Raw genomic sequence first — 18,859 nt, 5'->3', positions numbered from 1 at the left:
CGCTGGACTTTTCCTGACGCATCGGAAACATCCGAAACCGCTTCACACTTTTCGGTCTCTAGATATCCAGCGTGTGGTCGCGCTCCCACTGGGTGAAGTGGGAAGCGTAGGAATCCCATTCCTGGCGCTTGAGCTTTAGATAAGCCGACGAGAATTCCTCACCCATGGCCGCCTTGAGCGATTTGTCGTCGTCGAACGCGCGCAATGCGTCGAGCAGGTTGAGCGGCAGTTTCGGTGCGCCCTCCACCGTATGGCCGAACTGGTACATGTCGATGTCGTAGCGCTTGCCCGGATCGGCCTTCGAGCGGATGCCGTCGAGGCCGGCGGCGATGATGACCGCCTGCAGCAGATAAGGGTTTGCGGCGCCGTCGGGCAGGCGCAGCTCGAAGCGGCCGGGGCCGGGCACGCGCACCATATGGGTGCGGTTGTTGCCGGTCCAGGTCACCGAGTTTGGCGCCCACGTGGCGCCCGAAATGGTGCGCGGCGCATTGATGCGCTTGTAGGAATTGACCGTCGGGTTGGTGATCGCGGCAAGTGCCGAGGCATGCTTCATGATGCCGCCGAGAAAATTCCTGCCCTTCGCCGACAGGCCGAGTTCCATGGCGTTGTCGGCAAAGACATTGGTCTTGCCGTCCCTGTCCCACACCGAGATGTGGGCGTGGCAGCCATTGCCGGTCAGGCCGGGGAATGGTTTTGGCATGAAGGTGGCGCGCAGGCCGTGCTTTTCGGCAACGGACCTCACCATGAACTTGAAGAAGGAATGCTTGTCGGCGGTCGCCAGCGCATCGTCGAAAGCCCAGTTCATCTCGAACTGGCCGTTGGCGTCCTCATGGTCGTTCTGGTAGGCGCCCCAGCCGAGCGCCAGCATGTGGTCGCAGATCTCGGCGATGACATCGTAGCGCCGCATCACCGCCTGCTGGTCGTAGCAGGGCTTCGACGCCGTGTCGTATTCGTCGGAAATCGTCTTGCCGTCCGGCGAGATCAGGAAGAACTCGGCCTCGACGCCGGTCTTGACACGCATGCCGTCGCCCGCCGCCTCGGCAATCAGCCGCCTCAGCGTGTTGCGCGGCGCCTGCTCGACCGATTTTTCGTCCATCACGCAATTGGCAGCAATCCAGGCGACTTCCGGCTTCCACGGCAGCTGGATGACCGAATCCGGATCCGGCACCGCCAGCATGTCTGGATGCGCCGGCGTCAGGTCGAGCCAGGTGGCAAAGCCGGCAAAGCCGGCACCGTCCTTCTGCATATCGGCAATGGCTTGCGCCGGCACCAGCTTGGCGCGCTGCCCACCGAACAGATCGGTGTAGGAAATCATGAAATATTTGACGCCGTTCCCTTTGGCGAAGGCGGCGAGATCGTTCCCCATTATAGTTCCTCGCTTATTGGTATTTGGTAGTTTGGTATCAGAAGCCGTTCTTCCCCGGTATCCAGTTGGTGCCGGCCAGCGGCACGCCGGCCATGGCGGCGGCTTCGATCGTGAGCGCGACGAGATCCTCGGGCTCGAGATTATGCAGGCTGTTCTTGCCGCAGGCACGGGCAATCGTCTGCGCCTCCAGGGTCATCACCTTGAGATAATTCGCCAGCCGTCGGCCGGCCGCTATCGGATCGACCCGTTTCATTAGTTCGGGGTCCTGCGTGGTGATGCCGGCCGGGTCGCGTCCCTCGTGCCAATCATCATAGGCGCCGGCGGTGGTGCCGAGCTCGTTGTATTCCGCTTCCCAGCGCGGATCGTTGTCGCCGAGCGCGACAAGTGCGGCGGTGCCGATCGACACCGCGTCGACGCCGAGCGCCAGCGCCTTGGCGACATCGGCGCCGTTGCGGATGCCGCCGGAGACGATCAGCTGCACCTTGCGATGCATGCCGAGATCCTGCAGCGCCTGCACCGCCGGCCGGATGCAGGCAAGCGTCGGCTGGCCGACATTTTCGATGAACACTTCCTGGGTTGCGGCGGTGCCGCCCTGCATGCCGTCGATCACGACGACATCTGCGCCTGATTTCACCGCAAGTGCTGTGTCGTAATAGGGCCGCGCGCCGCCGACCTTGACGTAGATCGGCTTTTCCCAGTCGGTGATTTCGCGCAGCTCCAGGATCTTGATCTCGAGATCGTCCGGCCCGGTCCAGTCGGGATGGCGCGAGGCCGAGCGCTGGTCGATGCCCTTCGGCAGCGTCCGCATTTCGGCGACCCGGTCCGAAATCTTCTGGCCAAGCAGCATGCCGCCGCCGCCGGGCTTGGCCCCCTGGCCGACGACGATCTCGATCGCATCGGCCCGGCGCAAATCGCGCGGGTTCATGCCGTAGCGCGACGGCAGATATTGATAGACCAGCGTCTGCGAGTGGCCGCGCTCTTCCTCGGTCATGCCGCCGTCGCCGGTGGTCGTCGAGGTGCCGGACAGCGTCGCACCGCGGCCGAGCGCTTCCTTGGCTGGACCGGACAGCGAGCCAAAACTCATGCCGGCGATGGTGATCGGAATTTTCAGCTCGATCGGCTTTTTCGCATGGCGCGAACCCAGCACCACGCTGGTGTCGCAGCGCTCGCGATAGCCTTCCAGCGGATAGCGCGAGATTGAGGCGCCGAGGAACAGCAGGTCGTCGAAATGCGGCAGCTTGCGCTTGGCGCCGGCGCCGCGGATGTCATAGATGCCGGTCGCCGCCGCGCGGCGGATCTCGGAGAGCGTATAGTCGTCGAAGGTCGCGGATTTGCGCGGCGTCGTCGGCGGGTTGCGATAGGTCATTGAGCCTCAATACGCGTCGGCGTTGTCGATGTTGAAATTGTAGAGGGTGCGCGCCGAGCCGTAGCGCTTGAACTCCGCCGCTTTGACGCCGGTCACCCCGGCGCGGTCGAGCAGGCCCTGCAGCAACTCCAGGTGCTCGGGCCGCATCTCCTTGGCGATGCAATCGGCGCCGAGGCTTTCAACCTTGCCGCGCACGAACAGCCGCGCCTCGTAGATGGAATCGCCGAGCGCATCGCCGGCATCGCCCAGCACCACCAGATTGCCGGACTGCGCCATGAAGGCCGACATGTGGCCGATATTGCCGTGTACGACGATGTCGATGCCCTTCATCGAAATGCCGCAGCGCGACGACGCATTGCCTTCGATGACCAGCAGCCCGCCCCTGCCGGTGGCGCCGGCATATTGGCTGGCGTCGCCTTTGACCGTTATCGTGCCCGACATCATGTTTTCGCCGACGCCCGGTCCGGCCGAGCCATGCACGGTAATACTGCTGCCATCGTTCATGCCGCCGCAATAATAGCCGACGCTGCCGCGGACATCGATGGTGACCGGCTGGTCGACGCCGACGGCGACCGAATGGCTGCCTTTCGGATTGAGCACTTCCCAGGCGGTCTGGTTCGAACCGGGGGTCAAATCGTGAAGCGCCTGGTTGAGCTCGCGCAGCGGCATCTCGGCCAGGTCGAACACCCTGGATGCCTGGCTCTGGTCGAGTGCCTTGGAGACGTTGATTGCCGGCATGAACTCAATGCTCCCAGAAATAGACGGTTGCAGGCTCGGGTTCCCAGACCCTCGCATTGTCGATGCCGGGCAGTTTGGTCAGCGCACGATACTCCGAGCCGAAGGCGACATATTGGTCGGTCTCGGCCATGACGGCAGGCTTGCAGGCGATCGGATCGCGAACCACGCCGAAGCCGTTCTTGGTGCCGACGACGAAGGTGAAAAAGCCGTCGAGGTCGCTCAGCGTGCCTTCCAGCGCCTCGCCGAGATTCTTGCCATGCGCCATCTGCGAGGAGAGATAGGCGGCCGCGACTTCAGTGTCGTTCTCGGTCTCGAATTTCATGCCTTCCCGGATCAGCTCGCGGCGGACATTGTTGTGATTGGAAAGCGAGCCATTATGCACCAGGCACTGGTCGGCGCCGGTCGAGAACGGATGCGCGCCCATCGTCGTCACTGCCGATTCCGTCGCCATGCGGGTATGGCCGATGCCGTGCGTGCCGGTCATGCTGCGCACGTCGAAGCGATCGACCACCGTTTCGGGCAAGCCGACTTCCTTGTAGATCTCGACGACGTCACCGGCGCCCATGACGCGGATGTCGGGGCGCAGTGCCTGGATCGCCTCGCGCGCTTCATCGATCTTGGCGGGCGCGGTCCTGACCACGGCATGCGTCGATTTCACCGCAATGCCGACCCGGGCTCCGATCGCCTTGGCCAGTTCGGCGTCGAGATCGCGGAAGTCGCGCTCCGGCTTTGCCGACTGCATGGTGATCTTGGCCTCGTTGCCGGACGGCGTGCCGTAGATGGCTATGCCGGCGCTGTCGGGACCGCGATCGCTGAGCGAGATCAGCATCTGCGAAAGCATCGAGCCGAGCTGGGGCTCGAGCGACTTGTCCTTCAAAAACAATCCGACGATTCCGCACATGTCAGGCTCCCGCGGTGACGTATGATTTCGGTGCTACCAGCTTCAGAAATAGAATTCAACTCATATGAAAGTTTTTTTCATCATGGACAAGTCGTCCGGCGCAATTTGAGACGCCAGACGACCTTATTCCGGACTAATGGCGGTCGATCGCTTTTCTCGTCTCCTCTCCGGTGCGATCCGCCGTCATATCGGCCTCGATCTCAGCGTTCTCGTGGCGCGTCTGGAGGACGTGCCACCCGATCCAGAAGACGAGGCCGACGATCACCATCACCACTTCAGAACCCTGAAACGGGTAGATCGCGCCGATGTCCTTGAGGTCGACGGCCCAGCTTTCCATTCCATTGGTCGACATTGCGGTTCTCCCTGTCGGTTGACTAGTTGTCGGTTGACTATTTGATCATGGCCTTTTCGGCGGTTCCCAGTTCACGGACCGACGCCTCGAACGCATGGTTGAGGGCAAAGTCGACGCCCTCGAGTTCGACCTTCTTTGGTACGCGCAGGAGGTTCATGCTGTTAAGGATCTTGCAGACGACGAAGGTCGGGACGAAGCCGAGCACGAACATCAGCACCGCACCAGCGAAATTGCCGAGCGGATTGATGTGCGCGAAGCCTTCATAGGGCGAGGACGGCTGTCCCCACAGCATGAAGCCCGCCACCACGACGCCGAGGAAGCCGCCATAACCGTGCACCGCAACGGCGCCGACCGCATCATCGATCTTGAAGCGGCGCTCGACGAAATAGTGCAGCTTGTAGCAGATGCTCGGGACGATCGCGCCGATCAGCATCGCCTGGATCGGGTGATAGAGGTCATTGCCGGCAGACGCCGAGATGATGCCGCAAAGCCCCATAGAGAACGTCCAGAAAGGGTCGCCTTTCGAGACGATGTAGCCGGCCAGCATACCGCCCGACAGCGACATCAGGAAGTTGAAGGTGATCGCCGAGAGCGTGGTCGGCGCGAGATAGATATTGGTCGCCGTCCAGGTTTCGCCGGTGATCTGGCCGGCAATCGTGGCCGGGCTGATCAGCGGAATGTTGCACGCGGCATAAAAGCCCCAGAAACCGGTGAAGATCAGGAACAGGCCGATCGTGACCAGCCAGACATTGTGGGGCGGGATGTCGCGTGGCGTGCCGTCGGGCTTGAACTTGCCGATACGCGGACCGAGCACGATGAGAAAGGCGAGCGCCGCTCCGCCCGCGATCGCGTGCACGACCCCCGAAGCATAGGCATCATGATAGCCCCAGAGTTTCACCATCCAGCCTTGCGGATGCCAGCCCCAGGACGCGTCGAGGATCCACAGGACCGAGCCGATCAGCACCGCGACGATCCAGAACGCGCCAGAGCGCGCGCGCTCTATGATTGAGCCCGAGATGATCGACGCCGTCGTGATGGAAAACAGCAGAAAGGCGCCCCAGAACACGCCGTTGAGGCGATGCCACAGCGCGGCGTCGGTGGGCGTGACCCCCGTCTCGCCTGGATTGACACCGGAGAGATGGGTGCCCATCAGCGGATTCCATGGTTCGGCAAATGGTGCGGTGACAAGTCCGCCGGCGATGCCCGGCCCATTGGGGAAGCCGAAATAGATCCACCAGCCGAAAAAATAGAAGGTGATCGTGACGAGCGGAATCGCCATCGCGTTCTTCATCAGCGTTTTCAGATGATTGCGCCGACGCGACACGCCGACCTCGTACATGCAGAACCCGACATGGATCAGGAACATCATGACGATGGTCACCCAGTAATAGAACTCCGTGAAAATGGTCGTTAGAGCGTTGAGATTCCCTTCCATTGCAGGTCCCCTCCGTTCAGTTGCGTTCCTTGCCTCTCAGTAAAACTTTTTGCATCTTAGTATTGCGCGCTTTTGGAGTTTTGAGTCAATATGGCGCGGACCGTGAGCGGCGAACGCCGGCAATCTTGTGAGGAGAAGCAAGTCCATGACCGCATCCTGGAGATTTTCGACCTTGGCGGATCGCCATCGTGCGCTCGGTTCGAAGCTCGAAGACTGGAGCGGGATGGGCACCGCCTGGAGCTACGACAAGGACGCCGACGAAGAGTATATCGCCATCCGCACCAAAGCCGGGCTGATGGATGTGTCGGGCCTGAAAAAGGTCCACATCACCGGGCCGCATGCCTCGCATCTGATCGACCTGGCGACGACGCGCGACGTGGAAAAGATCTATCCCGGCAAGTCGGCCTATGCCTGCATGCTCAACGAGGCGGGAAAATTCACCGACGACTGCATCCTCTACCGCACCGGCCCGAATGCCTGGATGGTCGTGCATGGTTCGGGCACCGGCCATGAGGAGTTGCAGCGCGCCGCCATGGGCCGCGATGTGTCGCTGCGCTTCGACGACAATCTGCACGACCTTTCGCTGCAGGGACCGATCGCCGTCGACTACCTGGCAAAGCATGTGTCTGGCATACGCGACCTCGCCTATTTCCATCACATGCAGACCCGGCTGTTCGGTTTTCCGGTGATGATCTCGCGCACCGGCTACACCGGCGAACGCGGCTACGAGATCTTCTGCCGTGGCCAGGATGCCGGCACGATCTGGGACACCATCCTCGACGAGGGCAAGAGCGCCGGCATCATCCCGTGCCGGTTCACCACGCTCGATATGCTGCGCGTCGAGAGCTATCTGTTGTTCTACCCCTACGACAATTCCCAAAAATATCCGTTCGAGAACGAAGGCCCCGGCGACACGCTGTGGGAACTCGGCCTCGATTTTACCGTCAGCCCCGGCAAGACAGGCTTTCGCGGCGCCGAGGAGCACTACCGCCTCCAGGGCAAGGAACGCTTCAAGATCTTCGGCGTGCTGCTCGAAGGCAAGGAGCCGGCCGACGAGGGCGCGCCGGTCTATCGCGACGGCAAAAAGGTCGGCGTGGTGACCTGCGCCATGTATTCGCCGCTGGTCAAGAAATCGATGGGCATTGCCCGGCTCGACGTCGACTGCGCGGTCCAGGGCACCAGGCTCGAGATCCGCAACCAGAGCGGCGCCATCAGCGCGACGGCTGAGCCGCTTCCGTTCGATGATCCGAAGAAGACCAAGCGCACGGCAAAAGGCTGAGGCATACTGAGAGGATGGCAGCGAAAAGCATCATCAGCCGGCCGGTCTACGGAACCCTGTCTCCGCAGCCCGGCAAGCACCATCTTTTCGTGGCGGATGCAGAAGGCGCGCTGGCGATAACAGACCTGGCCGCCAAGGCACCCGACGGTTTTTTTGCCGATGCCCATATCATTTTCATCCCCGGCAATGAGGGCCAGCATGTCGCCGCGCTCGAAGCGCTGAAGCCGGCGCAGCTTTACCAGGGGCCTACTTTCGCCAGCGCCTTGCCGCGGCTGAAGCAGACGCTGGCCAACGCGCATATGGGCCTGCGCCTCTATCTCGCCGGCACCGAGGGGCTGATCGGCCAGGCGATGCAGGCGGCGCTCGAAGCCGGCATCGACCACACCTCGATCCAGACCGAGCATCGCGGCTCGCTGGCGCGCCGCGTCCAATGCGTCCATTGCAAGGGCATCACCGAGAACGTGACGACGCAGCCGGCGACCTGTTCGCATTGTGGCCTGCTTCTCCTGGTACGCGATCACTATTCCAGGCGCCTGGCGGCATTCCAGGGCGTCTGCATCAATGCGGAAGACCGCAGCGAAATTCCTCCGACGGAGGAGATCTTTCGATGAGCACCGGCACCACCAAGCTCGACGTCGTGGTGAGCGATGTCGTCCCGGTCAACGAACTGGTGACGCGCTTCCACTTCCGCCGGCGTGACGGGCAGCTTTTGCCGACGTTCTCCGGCGGCGCCCATGTTGTGGTGGAGATGCGCGACGGCGAGCGGACCCGGCTCAATCCCTATTCGCTGATGGGCTCGCCGCTCGACACGCGCGAATACACGATCTCGGTGCGCCGCGACGATGCCGGCCGTGGCGGCTCGCTGTTCATGCACCGGCATGTCAGGCGGGGCCATGAGATGGTGATCAGCTATCCGGTCAATCTGTTCTCGCTCGATTTGCGCGCCAGGAAGCATCTGATGCTGGCCGGCGGCATCGGCATCACGCCGTTCATGGCGCAGACCGCGCAGCTGGCGGCGGATGGCGGCAATTTTGAGTTGCACTACACCTGCCGCACCGCCTCGCTCGGCACCTATGCCGATCTGCTCAGGCAGCGTTACGAGCGCCGGGTCAGGCTCTATCACGACGATCGCGACGAGCGCATCGAGCTCGACCGGCTGCTGTCGTCGCAGCCGCTCGGCACGCATCTCTACGTCTGCGGCCCGTCGGGCATGATCGGTTGGGTGTGCGATCGTGCTGCTGCCCTCGGCTGGCCGGCGGAAACCGTACATTTCGAGCATTTTGCCGCCCCACAGCCCGGCGCCCCCTTCGACGTGACGCTGGCGGTCAGCGGCAAGACCATCCGCGTCGGCGAGCAGCAGAGCCTGCTCGAGGCGATCGAGGCGGCCGGCGTCGATCCGCCCTATCTCTGCCGCGGCGGCGTCTGCGGCCAGTGCGAAACAAATGTCATCGCGCATGACGGCAACTTCATCCACAACGACCACTGGCTGAGCGAGGAAGAGCACCGATCCTGCAAGAAGATCATGCCTTGCGTCTCGCGCTTCGAGGGCAGGTCGCTGGTTCTGGAAAGATAGGAGGCGAGCTTGGGCATCACCTTTCGCAAGGAAACGTTCCGCGACGACTTCACCTTCAGCAACAGCCCGGAGCACATCAGGCGGTTTCCGTTCCCGTTCCACGAAGACAGCTACATGTATGCGGTCAACATCGAGCCGCATGTTCTGGGGCCGAAGGGCAGCGTGCTCGAAAACCTGATCGACGTCGACGAGCACTATGTCGCCGAGATGCAGGACCGTGCGCTGGTGCTGGCGGAAGATCCGCTGCGCTGCCAGTCGCTGCCGCACATGACGCTGGCCGGCTGGGACTTGCTCGAACTCCTGATGGAGCAGCAGGCTTTAGGCTATCCCGAGCATTTCACGCTGACGCGCGACGGCGACAAATGGCGCTGGATCAACCGGCCGCTCGGCATCGACGACAGCTTCACGTTCGGCGACGTGTCGACGGTGCCTTACGGGCCGATGGAATACATCACGCGGCAAAGCCAGGGCGATTTCTGCATCCTCGACCAGCGCGACGGCAATCTGTGGATGGATGCCGGCATGGTAACCACCCAGGCCGACTGGTCGCTGGATTTCGACATCGGCATGAACTTCTTCGAGTGGCACGCGCCGGTGCCGCTGGCGCACGAGAAGGGGATATTCGTCCGGGCGCTGAAATTCCTCACCAACATCCAGCAGGGCAAGCCGGCGCGGCGGCTGAACTGGACGATGACCATCAATCCGCGCCTCGACACCAGTCCGGAAAATTATCACAAATGGGGTCCGGACCGGGCGACGGTGACGCCCGAAAATGTTGGCGACAAGGTCCATCTGCGCGTCGAGCTGCAGAGCTTCTGGCGGTTGCCGCGCTCGAACGGCATCGTCTTCCCGATCCGCTGTTACCTGATCAAGATGGACGAGCTGGTGACGCAGCCGAAATGGGCGCGGCGCCTGCATCGCGTTATTCGCGACCTGCCGGAGGAACTCGCCAATTACAAAGGCCTGACCCGCTATCGCGCGACGCTGGTCGAGTGGCTGTCGAAGCTGGATGATGGCAGTCCGACAAGCCCAGGGTTTGGGCCGGACTGAGTTTTTGCCTGCTGCTGTTGGCGCTGCCCCTCAAGCTGCCAATCTCCCCCCAAGAGGGGGAGATGCCCGGCAGGGCAGAGGGGGGCGCCGTAGAGCGTCGGCCTTGCCGTTATGTCAGCCCATCGCTTCGGCGAGAGTCACGGTGCGCCAGCCAGACCAGCCACAATCACGATATGCTGGCAGACATTGTTGATATCGCGGATAACGTCATCATTCCAGAAGCGAAGGCTGGTCCAGCCCAGCGCTTCGAGCTTTGCGGTTCTTGCAGCGTCTAATTCCGACGCTTCGGCCTCAGCGTGCTGGGAACCGTCGAGCTCGACGATCAACTTTTTGTCCGGGCATGCAAAGTCGACGATATAGCCGGCGATAGGCATCTGGCGCCGAAACCCCAGTCCCATCAGCCTGTGCGCCCTGATCTCGTTCCAGAGCTTCAGTTCGGCATCGGTCATCACCTTGCGCATCCTCCGCGCATTGCGGCGATTGCTGGCGGGTACTGGATTATGCGTCATCGCGGTTCGCCCCCCTCTGTCCTGCCAGACATCTCCCCCTCAAGGGGGGAGATTGGATGTCACCTCAGCTTTCGCTAATCGCCAACGCTGCAAAGAGGCGCCGTCGGCGCAGCTGGATAGTGTTCTGAAGGTTCTGCAAAAAGCTCTGGAGAGAGAACAGCCCTTACTCTGAGGCGAGGGGCGGCCATGGCACGCTGGTGACGTTGCGATCACCGATTCCCGTGGAAGGGTAAGTGCCATGACCAAGCGAGAGGTTAGACTGAGCAGAGGCGAGTTGAAAGCGTTGCTGTTGTCGGATGAGGACGGCTTCCGCAGAGTTTTGCAGACTGTGGTGCAGGAGGCTTTGGAAGCCGAGATGACGGAGGCGATCGGGGCCGAGAAAGGCGAGCGGACGACGGAGCGGGTTGGTTACCGGTCCGGCTATTACGAACGCAAGCTTGTGACGCGGGTTGGCGTGCTGGAACTTCGGGTTCCGCAAGATCGGGCCGGCCGGTTCTCGACGGAGTTGTTTGAGCGTTACCAGCGCTCGGAGAAGGCACTGGTATCGGCGCTGGTCGAGATGTACGTGCAAGGCGTGTCGACGCGCAAGGTGAAGGCGATCACCGAGGATCTGTGCGGCCATTCCTTCTCGGCCTCGACGGTAAGCCAGGCGACGGCGCGGCTGGATGAGGCGCTGAAGGCGTTCTTTGAGCAGCGGCTTGCCGAACCTTACCCGTACCTCATTCTGGACGCGCGCTACGAGCGGGCGCGCGAGGCCGGCGTGATCGCCAGCCAGGCCGTCTTGGTGGCGATCGGCGTCGACTGGGAAGGCCGGCGCCAGGTGCTCGGTGTCGAGCTGGCCAACCGTGAAAGCCATTCGAGCTGGCGCGCGTTCGTGGCAGGGCTCAAGCAGCGCGGGCTCGCCGGCGTCGAGTTTGTCGTCTCCGACGACCATCCGGGGCTCAGGGCAGCGATCCGCGAAGTCCTGCCCGAGGCAGTCTGGCAGCGCTGTTACGTGCACTTCCTCAGAAACGCGCTCGATTATGTGCCGCGCAAGGTCGATGACGACTGCCTGATGGAGCTCAGATGGTTCTATGACCGGCGCGACCTCGCCGAGGTCAAGCGCGACCTGGCGCAGTGGATCGCCAAATGGCAGGCCAAATACCCGAAGCTGGTGGATTGGGTGGAGAACAACATCGAGGAGACGCTGAGCTTCTATCGGCTGCCGCTGCCGCATCACAAGCACATGAAGTCGACGAACATGCTGGAGCGGCTGAACCAGGAGATCAAGCGGCGCACCCTGGTCGTTCGCATCTTCCCCAACCCGCAGAGCTGTTTGCGGCTGGTTCGGGCATTGGCGGTGGAGATCCACGAGAACTGGCTCGAGGCGACCCGCTACCTCAACATGGATCATCTGCGCGAGCACAAGAAGGAGAACCTGAGGGCACTGGCCGCCTGACGCGGCCGCCATGTCCGCCGCTCCGCTAAACACGGGGGCTGCGCGGCGGACACGCCAACGTCACCGCTGAATGCCACGCCATTTTTGTCGTCCGTGAAAAACTCGGAATGCTTTGATTCCGTTTAACAATTTCCCCTGATTTCGGTTTTCAGATTGCCGAATTTCGTGGCTTTGGGCTGCGGTTTCCGGCAAATTGGATGCGCTTGTTCTGCGTGATTCGAGACGATGACGAAGCAGCGAGGGAAGCGAGCGATGCGACCGAAGGAACGGCGCGAGAGCGGCCAGACGGACCTGTTGCGATCCCGGCTCGACCACATTCTCAATATGGATCATGCGCTGGTGAAGCTGGCCAAGACGATCGACTGGCGTTTCCTCGAAGAACGGCTGGGCGAGGTCTATGACGACGATCCTGGCCGGCCGCCTTTGCCGACCCGGCTGATGGCGGGATTGGCCATCCTCAAGTCGATGCACAACCTGTCCGACGAAAGCCTGTGCGAACGCTGGCTGGAGAACCCCTACTACCAGCTGTTCTGCGGCGAGGAGTTCTTCCAGCACCGCTTGCCCTTCGACCGCACGTCATTGACGCGCTGGCGCCTGCGCATGGGCGAAGAACGGCTCACGGCTCTGCTCCAGGAGAGCCTTGCGGCGGCGACCAGGTTGGGGGCGGCCAAGCCGTCGGACTTCCGCGCGGTAATCGTCGACACTACCGTGCAGGAAAAGGCCATCACCTTCCCGACCGACGCCAAGCTGATGCATCGCGCCCGCGAGCGGCTGGTCAAGCTGGCCAGGAAGCATGGCATTGCCCTGCGCCAGTCCTATGCGCGGGTCGGCAAGATCGCGCTGATCAAGCATCAGCGCTATGCCCATGCCAAGCAATTCAAGCGGGCCAACCGGCAACTCAAGCGCCTGCGCACCATGCTGGGAGCGGTGATCCGCGACATCGTCCGCAAGCTCGCCATGCGGCCAGAGCTGATGCAGGTCTTTGCCCTGCCGCTGTCGCTGGCCCGGCGCGTCAGGGACCAGCGCCAGCGCGAGCGGGGCAAGAAGGTGTATTCCCTGCACGCTCCGGAGATCGAGTGCATTGGCAAGGGCAAGGCCCACAAGCCCTACGAGTTCGGCGTCAAGGTCTCCGTCGCCACCCCGCTGCAGCGCAGCCGCGGCGGCCAGTTCGTCGCCCATGTCAAGGCGCTGCCCGGCAATCCGTATGACGGCCACACGCTGGCGACCATCATCCCGGCGATCGAGGACACCATCGGCGTCAGCCTCGGCAAGATCGTCACCGATGCCGGCTACCGCGGCCACAACGCGCCGAAGGACAAGATGTTCAAGGTCCATGTCGCCGGCTACAAGCGCGGCCTCACCCAGGCCGTCAAACGGGCGCTGCGACGCCGGGCCGCCGTAGAACCCGTCATCGGCCATCTCAAGAACGACCACCGCATGGGCCGCAACTTCCTGGCCTTCTCCGAGGGCGATGCCAACAACGCTGTCCTTGCAGCCGTCGGCTATAACTTCAGCCTCCTGCTCAACTGGCTGAGGCTTTTGTGTGCCTTCTTCCTGGTACTGCTCACGTCCGCTGCAGTGCCACCAATCCGGCCGCGATCAGCCTGACGCCATATCAGCTCTGATATGGCGGGTGGGAATGCTCCCGCTTCGCCTCCGATCCCGAAATCAACCTTCTTCACAGACGACATTTTTGCAGAACTTGACGCACACAACTCGCAGCTGCCGATCTCCCCACGAGATCCACAAGGGGGGAGATCGAGCTCTCACCCCGCGCTGCCCTGCGGATAGCAGATGATCGAGAGATAGCGCATCGGCAGGACTGTCAGCACCTCCGGCCCGTGCGGCGCATCGGCGTCGAAGAACAGGCTGTCGCCGGGCTTCATCGGATAGAGATTGTTGCCGTGGCGGTAGGTAACCTCGCCTTCAAGCATGTAGAGGAACTCCATGCCTTCGTGTTGGAAGGTCGGAAACACATCGGAATCCTCGGTCAGCGTGATCAGATAGGGCTCGACGACGACGCCGCTGGTGTTGGAGCCGATATGGCCGAGCAGATTGTACTGGTGGCCGGCACGCGTGCCGCGCCGCTCGACGTCGAGGCCTTCGCCAGCCCTGACGAAGACGGCGCTACGCTCTTCCTCGAAACGGCGGAAGAAGGCGGTGACCGGAACGCCGAGCGCCCGCGACAACGCCTGCAAAGTGGTCAGCGACGGCGAGGTGATGCCGTTTTCGATCTTCGACAGCATGCCAAGCGAAATGTCGGTGGCAGCGGCAAGATCGGCAACGGTGATGCCGAGTTTTTTGCGAAACGCCCGCACCTCGCGGCCGATCGCGACCTCAAGGACCTTTTCGCGGGTGTCGCGAACGGCGTGCGGGTCCTGGGTCAGCGGCGTCCGGATCGTTGCCACGCTCTTCGGCGATGGCTTGGCTTTGGCGGCGGCTGCCCCATTCCTCAAACTGGAAGCTTTCTTAATCATGCCGCCACCCCGTCTGCAGATTTATTTCACTCAGGGTGAACATATTCGCTGCGGATACAGAGCGCAACAGCGACAGCAAGCCACTTTAGCTCGAATGGCATGCTCTCCCGGGTTTCCGCCATCAGCGGTTTTGCTGAACATCCGATCGGGTGAAACGCAGTATCGGCAGAAGGCCTGTTGACAGCATCGAAGGGGCAATTACTGTCCTGTCAGTGAAATTTGTTTCGTTAGGGAAATGAGATCGGGAGGCTCGCAATGAAAAGTCGTGTTGCCGTCATCGGAGCCGGGCCGTCCGGCATGGCCCAGCTTCGAGCCTTCAAGTCGGCAGCCGACAAGGGCGCGGACATCCCGGAAATCGTCTGCTTCGAAAAGCAGTCCGACTGGGGCGGCCTGTGGAACTACACCTGGCGCACCGGCCTCGACGAGCATGGCGACCCGGTGCACGGCTCGATGTACCGCTACCTCTGGTCGAACGGGCCGAAGGAATGCCTCGAATTCGCCGACTACACGTTTGAGGAGCACTTTGGCCGGCCGATCGGCTCCTATCCGCCGCGCGCCGTGCTGTGGGACTACATCAAGGGCCGCGTCGAAAAATCCGATGTGCGCAACTGGGTGCGCTTCAACAGCCCGGTGCGCATGGTGACTTTCTCCGACGCGACGAAAAAATTCACCGTCACCGCGCATGACCGCAGCAACGACGTCACCTATTCGGAGGAGTTCGACAACGTCGTCGTCGCCTCGGGGCATTTCTCCGTGCCCAACGTCCCCTATTTCGAGGGTTTTTCCACCTTCAACGGTCGCATCCTGCACAGCCATGATTTCCGCGACGCCATGGAATTCAAGGACAAGGACATCCTGATCATCGGCCGCTCCTATTCGGCCGAGGATATCGGCTCGCAATGCTACAAATACGGCGCCAGGTCGATCACCTCCAGCTACCGCTCGAAGCCGATGGGTTTCAAATGGCCTGATAACTGGCGGGAAGTGCCGCTGCTGCAGAAGGTCGTCGGCAAGACCGCGCATTTCAAGGACGGCAGCACCAGGGATGTCGACGCCATCATCCTGTGCACCGGCTATCTCCATTCCTTCCCGTTCCTGACCGAGGATCTGAAGCTCAAGACCGCCAACCGGATGTGGCCGGGCGGGCTCTATGAGGGCGTCGTCTGGGAGAAGAACCCGCAGCTGTCCTATATCGGCATGCAGGACCAGTTCTACACCTTCAACATGTTCGACGCGCAGGCCTGGTTCGCGCGCGACGTCATCATGGGCCGCCTAAAATTGCCCTCGGCCGAGGCGATGGCCGAACATGGCAGGAAATGGCGGGCGCGTGAGGAGACGCTGGAAGACGCCGAGCAGATGATCTGGTTCCAGGGCGACTACACCAGGGAGTTGATGGAACAGACCGACTATCCGGGTTTCGACGTCGAGGCTGTCAATCAGACTTTTATGGAGTGGGAGCACCACAAGGTGGAGAACATCATGACGTTCCGCGACAATGCCTATCGCTCGCTGATGACCGGCACGATGGCGCCGCTGCACCACACGCCCTGGTTGCAGGCGATGGACGATTCAATGGAATCTTATCTCGAGGTGAAAGGTGTCGCGGCGGAGTAGCGGCTTCCTCGCCATATGCACTTAGCTGCGAGCCTCGCGCACCTCTTTCGTCGCTTCAATGATCCGGCCGAGCAGGGCATGGAGATCGTCGCGGTGGCCGCCGCGGCCGGCGGGGCCGTTTTCATCTGAGGTCATGACCACGGTCAACGCGCGCCCCGGCACGACATAGACCATCTGCCCGCCATATCCCCAGCCGTAGAAGACCGTTTCGCCGGCGATCTGGCGGATGAACCAACCATAGCCATAACCGTCACCGGTGAAACGCGAGGCGGTGCGTGGTTGCCAGGAGAGCTTGATCCAGTCGGCCGGCACGAGCTGTCGTCCACTGCTGCTCCTCCCGCCGTTGCGGTAGAGCTCGCCAAAGGCGAGCAGCGAGCGCGGGCTCATAGCCATCTGGTTGCCGCCGAGATAGATGCCCTGTGGGTCGCGGTCCCAGGCGGCGATCGAAAAGCCCTGCTGCGGCCCCAGCCATTCGCGCGCCAGTTCCAGGGTCGAGCGGCCGGTCCGCCGCGTCAGGATCGCCGAAAGCAGATGCGTCGAGCCGGTGGAATAGAGCATGGCGCCGCCCGGTTCGTCGTCGAACGGCATGGCGAGCGCTGCCCGCACCCAGTTGTCGCTTGCAACCCAGCGCCCGTAGTTCGGGCCGGAAGTTCGACCCAGCCCCGCCTGCATGGAAAGCAGATGACCGATCGTAACCTGCTGGAGCCGCGGATCCGCGTCGGCGGGCATGTCGGCCCGAAGAAGCGGAGCGATCTTCTGGTCAGTGCCTTGCAGCACGCCCTTGTCGATGGCGATGCCGATGAGCGCGGCGATGATCGACTTGGAGGCGGATTTTATGTTGGCAGGACGTGCCGGAGAGTGGCCGCGATAGCCGCGCTCCGCCACCACCGCGCCCTCATGCGCGATGGCAACCGTGCGCAGCGGCGTCAGGCGCTCGGCTTCGTCAAGGAGCTTTTCAAGCCGCTGCTCCAGGCCATCGGCAGCGTGAGCAGCGACGGAAAGGATGAGGAGAAAGGCGAGAACCACGGTGGGACGCTTCAGCATGAAACCAGCCTGGGACGCATTTCTGGCAATACAAAGGTGACGCGGGCGGCAAAGACGTCTGCCTCGCACAAGATAGTCGGATAGGGCAGGCGTCCGGGGCAAGGCAGCGGCTATTCGAGCATCAGCAGCTCCACGAACCGGAGTTTCTGACCCGTTCCAGTCGTTCTCGCCACAGCCTAATGGTGCGAATCTGACACTTGATGCCTTGGTCGACTGCTGCGAGTCTGGCGAGCCATGGCCCCGAAACCACGTCAAATGCGGCTAACGCCCGAGCTGGTCGCCAGAGTCCTCAGTGTGGACGATTCTCTGCCACAGCCCTTCACCGCGCCGTCCGACGCCGACCATGATGACACCGTCCGGGCGATACTTGCCGCCGCACCGTCAGCTGACGAGGTCTGGCTCTTTGCCTATGGATCGCTGATGTGGAACCCGGCCTGTGATTTCGTGGAGCAGCGGGTTGGCTTCGTGCCCGGGTGGCACCGCTCCTTCTGCCTCGGTTGGGACCGGTGGTTTCGAGGATCAGACAGGCAACCCGGTCTCATGTTGTCGCTCGACCGTGGCGGGCAGTGCAAGGGCGCGGTCTATCGCCTGCCGCCGGATGCTATCGAGGCAAATCTCGGCAGGCTCTTTCGTCGTGAGATGCGCGCCAAGCCGTCCGCTCATTCGCCGCGTTGGGTGAATGTTCGCACCGAGAACGGACCGCTCCACGCGATCACCTTTGTGATTAACCGGAACAGCGGACGCTATGTCCGCGGGCTGTCGCTGGAACAGATCGCCGACGCGCTCGCGCTCGCGTGCGGTCCGTGGGGTTCCATGGCCGACTATCTCCACAGCACTGTAAGTCACCTTGAAGGTATGGGGATTCACGACAGGCAATTGTGGCGTTTGCAGGAGTTGGTAGGCGAACGCATCGAAGCGTCGACGGCCGAAGATCTTCCCGCGAAATGAGCCAACGGGACTCAACCCTCAGACCATGACCACTAGTGGATTGAATTCATCGTCTGATGCCCTCGCGTGGACGTTGAGGATGCGCTGACCCTCGCAGGGGGAACCGAGATCTGACTACGATGGCGGTCGCGGGATTGCTCTGAGGCCAGGCCGCCGTTCAGCGCCCTATGCGAGCACGAAATTCGGCAGTCGAATTGGTGCGTGGAAACGGTTCGGTAGGCAATTGTACCCCGAGAAAGGCACACAGCGACTCCCACCCTTCGGAGACCTGGTAGGTAAGAAGACGTTCGGAGGGTAGCGTGGCTCTCACCGCGGCGTTATGTGCTTCATAGACGGCTATTGCGTGATCGCGGTCATTGAAGCGACCGCCAAAGACACCATTGCCAACTACCGCCACACCGAAGGACTGTGGGTCATTGCTGCCAGCGTCCATGGTGAGTCCTATCGTTTGCGCCACACTGTTATACCAGGCTTCGGCGTCACGGACTGTGAGGACAACCTTTGCATCAGGGTAGTGACCGCTCACTTCGCGCCAGAAATGCGCCGTTGGCCAATCGACCGCGGAACGATAGCCGGCATATGCCACATCCCAGTTCGGGAGTTGTCCCTGGCCAGCGGCGCGCCACAGCACTTTCTGTTCGGGATTGGCATTCACGTCTGCCATGTGGTGGCAAGGCCCGAACCCAAGATGCTCTAACGCGAGCTTCAGCGAATATGTGCCAGTGCGGCCCATGCCCGCGCCAATGACATCTAGAGCCATGAGCATCCC

General features: G+C 62.2%; 18 protein-coding genes. 8 read left to right on the top strand and 10 right to left on the bottom strand.

The window, feature by feature from the left end; translation table 11 throughout:
• Positions 1-58: 58 nt before the first annotated feature.
• The 6 genes from glnT to JG739_RS26625 form a co-directional block, all read right to left on the bottom strand.
• Complete coding sequence (glnT, locus tag JG739_RS26650; protein ID WP_202364115.1) at positions 59-1,366, bottom strand: type III glutamate--ammonia ligase; 1,308 nt, start codon at positions 1,364-1,366, stop codon at positions 59-61.
• A 37-nt stretch (positions 1,367-1,403) separates the two neighbouring features.
• On the bottom strand, positions 1,404-2,732 hold the full coding sequence (locus tag JG739_RS26645; protein WP_127289671.1) for an FMN-binding glutamate synthase family protein: 1,329 nt from the start codon (positions 2,730-2,732) through the stop codon (positions 1,404-1,406).
• 6 nt (positions 2,733-2,738) lie between these two features.
• Positions 2,739-3,470 (bottom strand): GltB/FmdC/FwdC-like GXGXG domain-containing protein, encoded by a 732-nt coding sequence (locus tag JG739_RS26640; RefSeq protein ID WP_202364114.1) that lies wholly within the window; start codon positions 3,468-3,470, stop codon positions 2,739-2,741.
• Positions 3,471-3,474: 4 nt separating this feature from the next.
• A complete protein-coding gene (locus tag JG739_RS26635) occupies positions 3,475-4,371 on the bottom strand; it encodes a class II glutamine amidotransferase (protein ID WP_202364113.1) in 897 nt (298 codons plus the stop codon).
• A gap of 133 nt (positions 4,372-4,504) precedes the next feature.
• Complete coding sequence (locus JG739_RS26630) at positions 4,505-4,723, bottom strand: hypothetical protein (RefSeq protein ID WP_202364112.1); 219 nt, start codon at positions 4,721-4,723, stop codon at positions 4,505-4,507.
• A 37-nt stretch (positions 4,724-4,760) separates the two neighbouring features.
• Complete coding sequence (locus JG739_RS26625) at positions 4,761-6,158, bottom strand: ammonium transporter (protein WP_202364111.1); 1,398 nt, start codon at positions 6,156-6,158, stop codon at positions 4,761-4,763.
• A gap of 145 nt (positions 6,159-6,303) precedes the next feature.
• Between JG739_RS26625 and JG739_RS26620 the strand changes: the two genes are divergently transcribed.
• From JG739_RS26620 to JG739_RS26605, 4 genes are read left to right on the top strand one after another with little or no spacing between them, the layout of a single operon-like run.
• Positions 6,304-7,437: an aminomethyltransferase family protein gene (locus tag JG739_RS26620; RefSeq protein WP_202364110.1), complete on the top strand. Its 1,134-nt coding sequence runs from the start codon at positions 6,304-6,306 to the stop codon at positions 7,435-7,437.
• A gap of 14 nt (positions 7,438-7,451) precedes the next feature.
• Positions 7,452-8,048 carry a dimethylamine monooxygenase subunit DmmA family protein gene (locus JG739_RS26615; protein WP_202364109.1) on the top strand — a complete coding sequence of 199 codons (597 nt, stop codon included), beginning with the start codon at positions 7,452-7,454 and terminating at the stop codon, positions 8,046-8,048.
• Positions 8,045-9,010: a PDR/VanB family oxidoreductase gene (locus JG739_RS26610; RefSeq protein ID WP_202364108.1), complete on the top strand. Its 966-nt coding sequence runs from the start codon at positions 8,045-8,047 to the stop codon at positions 9,008-9,010. The genes JG739_RS26615 and JG739_RS26610 overlap by 4 nt, the downstream gene beginning before the upstream one ends.
• Positions 9,011-9,019: 9 nt before the next feature.
• Positions 9,020-10,060 (top strand): heme-dependent oxidative N-demethylase family protein, encoded by a 1,041-nt coding sequence (locus tag JG739_RS26605; RefSeq protein WP_202364107.1) that lies wholly within the window; start codon positions 9,020-9,022, stop codon positions 10,058-10,060.
• Between the two features lie 137 nt (positions 10,061-10,197).
• On the opposite strand, the gene JG739_RS26600 is transcribed toward JG739_RS26605, so the two are convergent.
• Positions 10,198-10,569 carry an endonuclease domain-containing protein gene (locus JG739_RS26600; RefSeq protein ID WP_202364106.1) on the bottom strand — a complete coding sequence of 124 codons (372 nt, stop codon included), beginning with the start codon at positions 10,567-10,569 and terminating at the stop codon, positions 10,198-10,200.
• A gap of 238 nt (positions 10,570-10,807) precedes the next feature.
• On the opposite strand from JG739_RS26600, the gene JG739_RS26595 reads away from it, so the two are divergent.
• A complete protein-coding gene (locus JG739_RS26595; RefSeq protein WP_202362577.1) occupies positions 10,808-12,007 on the top strand; it encodes an IS256 family transposase in 1,200 nt (399 codons plus the stop codon).
• Positions 12,008-12,259: 252 nt separating this feature from the next.
• Positions 12,260-13,615 carry an IS5 family transposase gene (locus JG739_RS26590; protein ID WP_199202942.1) on the top strand — a complete coding sequence of 452 codons (1,356 nt, stop codon included), beginning with the start codon at positions 12,260-12,262 and terminating at the stop codon, positions 13,613-13,615.
• Between the two features lie 158 nt (positions 13,616-13,773).
• Here the strand turns inward: JG739_RS26590 and JG739_RS26585 are convergent, their stop codons facing one another.
• Positions 13,774-14,484: a helix-turn-helix domain-containing protein gene (locus JG739_RS26585; RefSeq protein ID WP_202364105.1), complete on the bottom strand. Its 711-nt coding sequence runs from the start codon at positions 14,482-14,484 to the stop codon at positions 13,774-13,776.
• A 255-nt stretch (positions 14,485-14,739) separates the two neighbouring features.
• Between JG739_RS26585 and JG739_RS26580 the strand changes: the two genes are divergently transcribed.
• Positions 14,740-16,098, top strand: coding sequence for an NAD(P)-binding domain-containing protein (locus tag JG739_RS26580; RefSeq protein WP_202364104.1), 1,359 nt, complete (start codon positions 14,740-14,742; stop codon positions 16,096-16,098).
• A gap of 21 nt (positions 16,099-16,119) precedes the next feature.
• Here JG739_RS26580 and JG739_RS26575 read toward each other — a convergent pair whose 3' ends face one another.
• On the bottom strand, positions 16,120-17,142 hold the full coding sequence (locus JG739_RS26575; protein WP_202364103.1) for a serine hydrolase domain-containing protein: 1,023 nt from the start codon (positions 17,140-17,142) through the stop codon (positions 16,120-16,122).
• Positions 17,143-17,436: 294 nt separating this feature from the next.
• Here JG739_RS26575 and JG739_RS26570 point away from each other — a divergent pair, with 294 nt between their 5' ends.
• Positions 17,437-18,090: a gamma-glutamylcyclotransferase gene (locus JG739_RS26570; protein ID WP_244749587.1), complete on the top strand. Its 654-nt coding sequence runs from the start codon at positions 17,437-17,439 to the stop codon at positions 18,088-18,090.
• A gap of 157 nt (positions 18,091-18,247) precedes the next feature.
• Here the strand turns inward: JG739_RS26570 and JG739_RS26565 are convergent, their stop codons facing one another.
• Entirely contained in the window at positions 18,248-18,850 is a 603-nt protein-coding gene (locus JG739_RS26565; RefSeq protein WP_202364101.1) for a sulfotransferase family protein, read from the bottom strand.
• Between the last annotated feature and the right edge of the window lie 9 nt (positions 18,851-18,859).

The organism is Mesorhizobium sp. L-2-11 (assembly GCF_016756595.1).
GTDB lineage: Bacteria > Pseudomonadota > Alphaproteobacteria > Rhizobiales > Rhizobiaceae > Mesorhizobium.
This window is presented reverse-complemented; position numbering and strand designations above follow the sequence as displayed.

Excerpts from the sequence above, each read along its gene's own strand:
- JG739_RS26575 (WP_202364103.1), bottom strand. The coding sequence starts at position 17,142 with ATGCTGAAGCGTCCCACCGTGGTTCTCGCCTTTCTCCTCATCCTTTCC.
- glnT (WP_202364115.1), bottom strand. The coding sequence starts at position 1,366 with ATGGGGAACGATCTCGCCGCCTTCGCCAAAGGGAACGGCGTCAAATAT.
- JG739_RS26640 (WP_202364114.1), bottom strand. The coding sequence starts at position 3,470 with ATGCCGGCAATCAACGTCTCCAAGGCACTCGACCAGAGCCAGGCATCC.
- JG739_RS26625 (WP_202364111.1), bottom strand. The coding sequence starts at position 6,158 with ATGGAAGGGAATCTCAACGCTCTAACGACCATTTTCACGGAGTTCTAT.
- JG739_RS26580 (WP_202364104.1), top strand. The coding sequence starts at position 14,740 with ATGAAAAGTCGTGTTGCCGTCATCGGAGCCGGGCCGTCCGGCATGGCC.
- JG739_RS26600 (WP_202364106.1), bottom strand. The coding sequence starts at position 10,569 with ATGACGCATAATCCAGTACCCGCCAGCAATCGCCGCAATGCGCGGAGG.
- JG739_RS26615 (WP_202364109.1), top strand. The coding sequence starts at position 7,452 with ATGGCAGCGAAAAGCATCATCAGCCGGCCGGTCTACGGAACCCTGTCT.
- JG739_RS26590 (WP_199202942.1), top strand. The coding sequence starts at position 12,260 with ATGCGACCGAAGGAACGGCGCGAGAGCGGCCAGACGGACCTGTTGCGA.
- JG739_RS26620 (WP_202364110.1), top strand. The coding sequence starts at position 6,304 with ATGACCGCATCCTGGAGATTTTCGACCTTGGCGGATCGCCATCGTGCG.
- JG739_RS26645 (WP_127289671.1), bottom strand. The coding sequence starts at position 2,732 with ATGACCTATCGCAACCCGCCGACGACGCCGCGCAAATCCGCGACCTTC.
- JG739_RS26565 (WP_202364101.1), bottom strand. The coding sequence starts at position 18,850 with ATGGCTCTAGATGTCATTGGCGCGGGCATGGGCCGCACTGGCACATAT.
- JG739_RS26595 (WP_202362577.1), top strand. The coding sequence starts at position 10,808 with ATGACCAAGCGAGAGGTTAGACTGAGCAGAGGCGAGTTGAAAGCGTTG.
- JG739_RS26610 (WP_202364108.1), top strand. The coding sequence starts at position 8,045 with ATGAGCACCGGCACCACCAAGCTCGACGTCGTGGTGAGCGATGTCGTC.
- JG739_RS26635 (WP_202364113.1), bottom strand. The coding sequence starts at position 4,371 with ATGTGCGGAATCGTCGGATTGTTTTTGAAGGACAAGTCGCTCGAGCCC.
- JG739_RS26585 (WP_202364105.1), bottom strand. The coding sequence starts at position 14,484 with ATGATTAAGAAAGCTTCCAGTTTGAGGAATGGGGCAGCCGCCGCCAAA.
- JG739_RS26630 (WP_202364112.1), bottom strand. The coding sequence starts at position 4,723 with ATGTCGACCAATGGAATGGAAAGCTGGGCCGTCGACCTCAAGGACATC.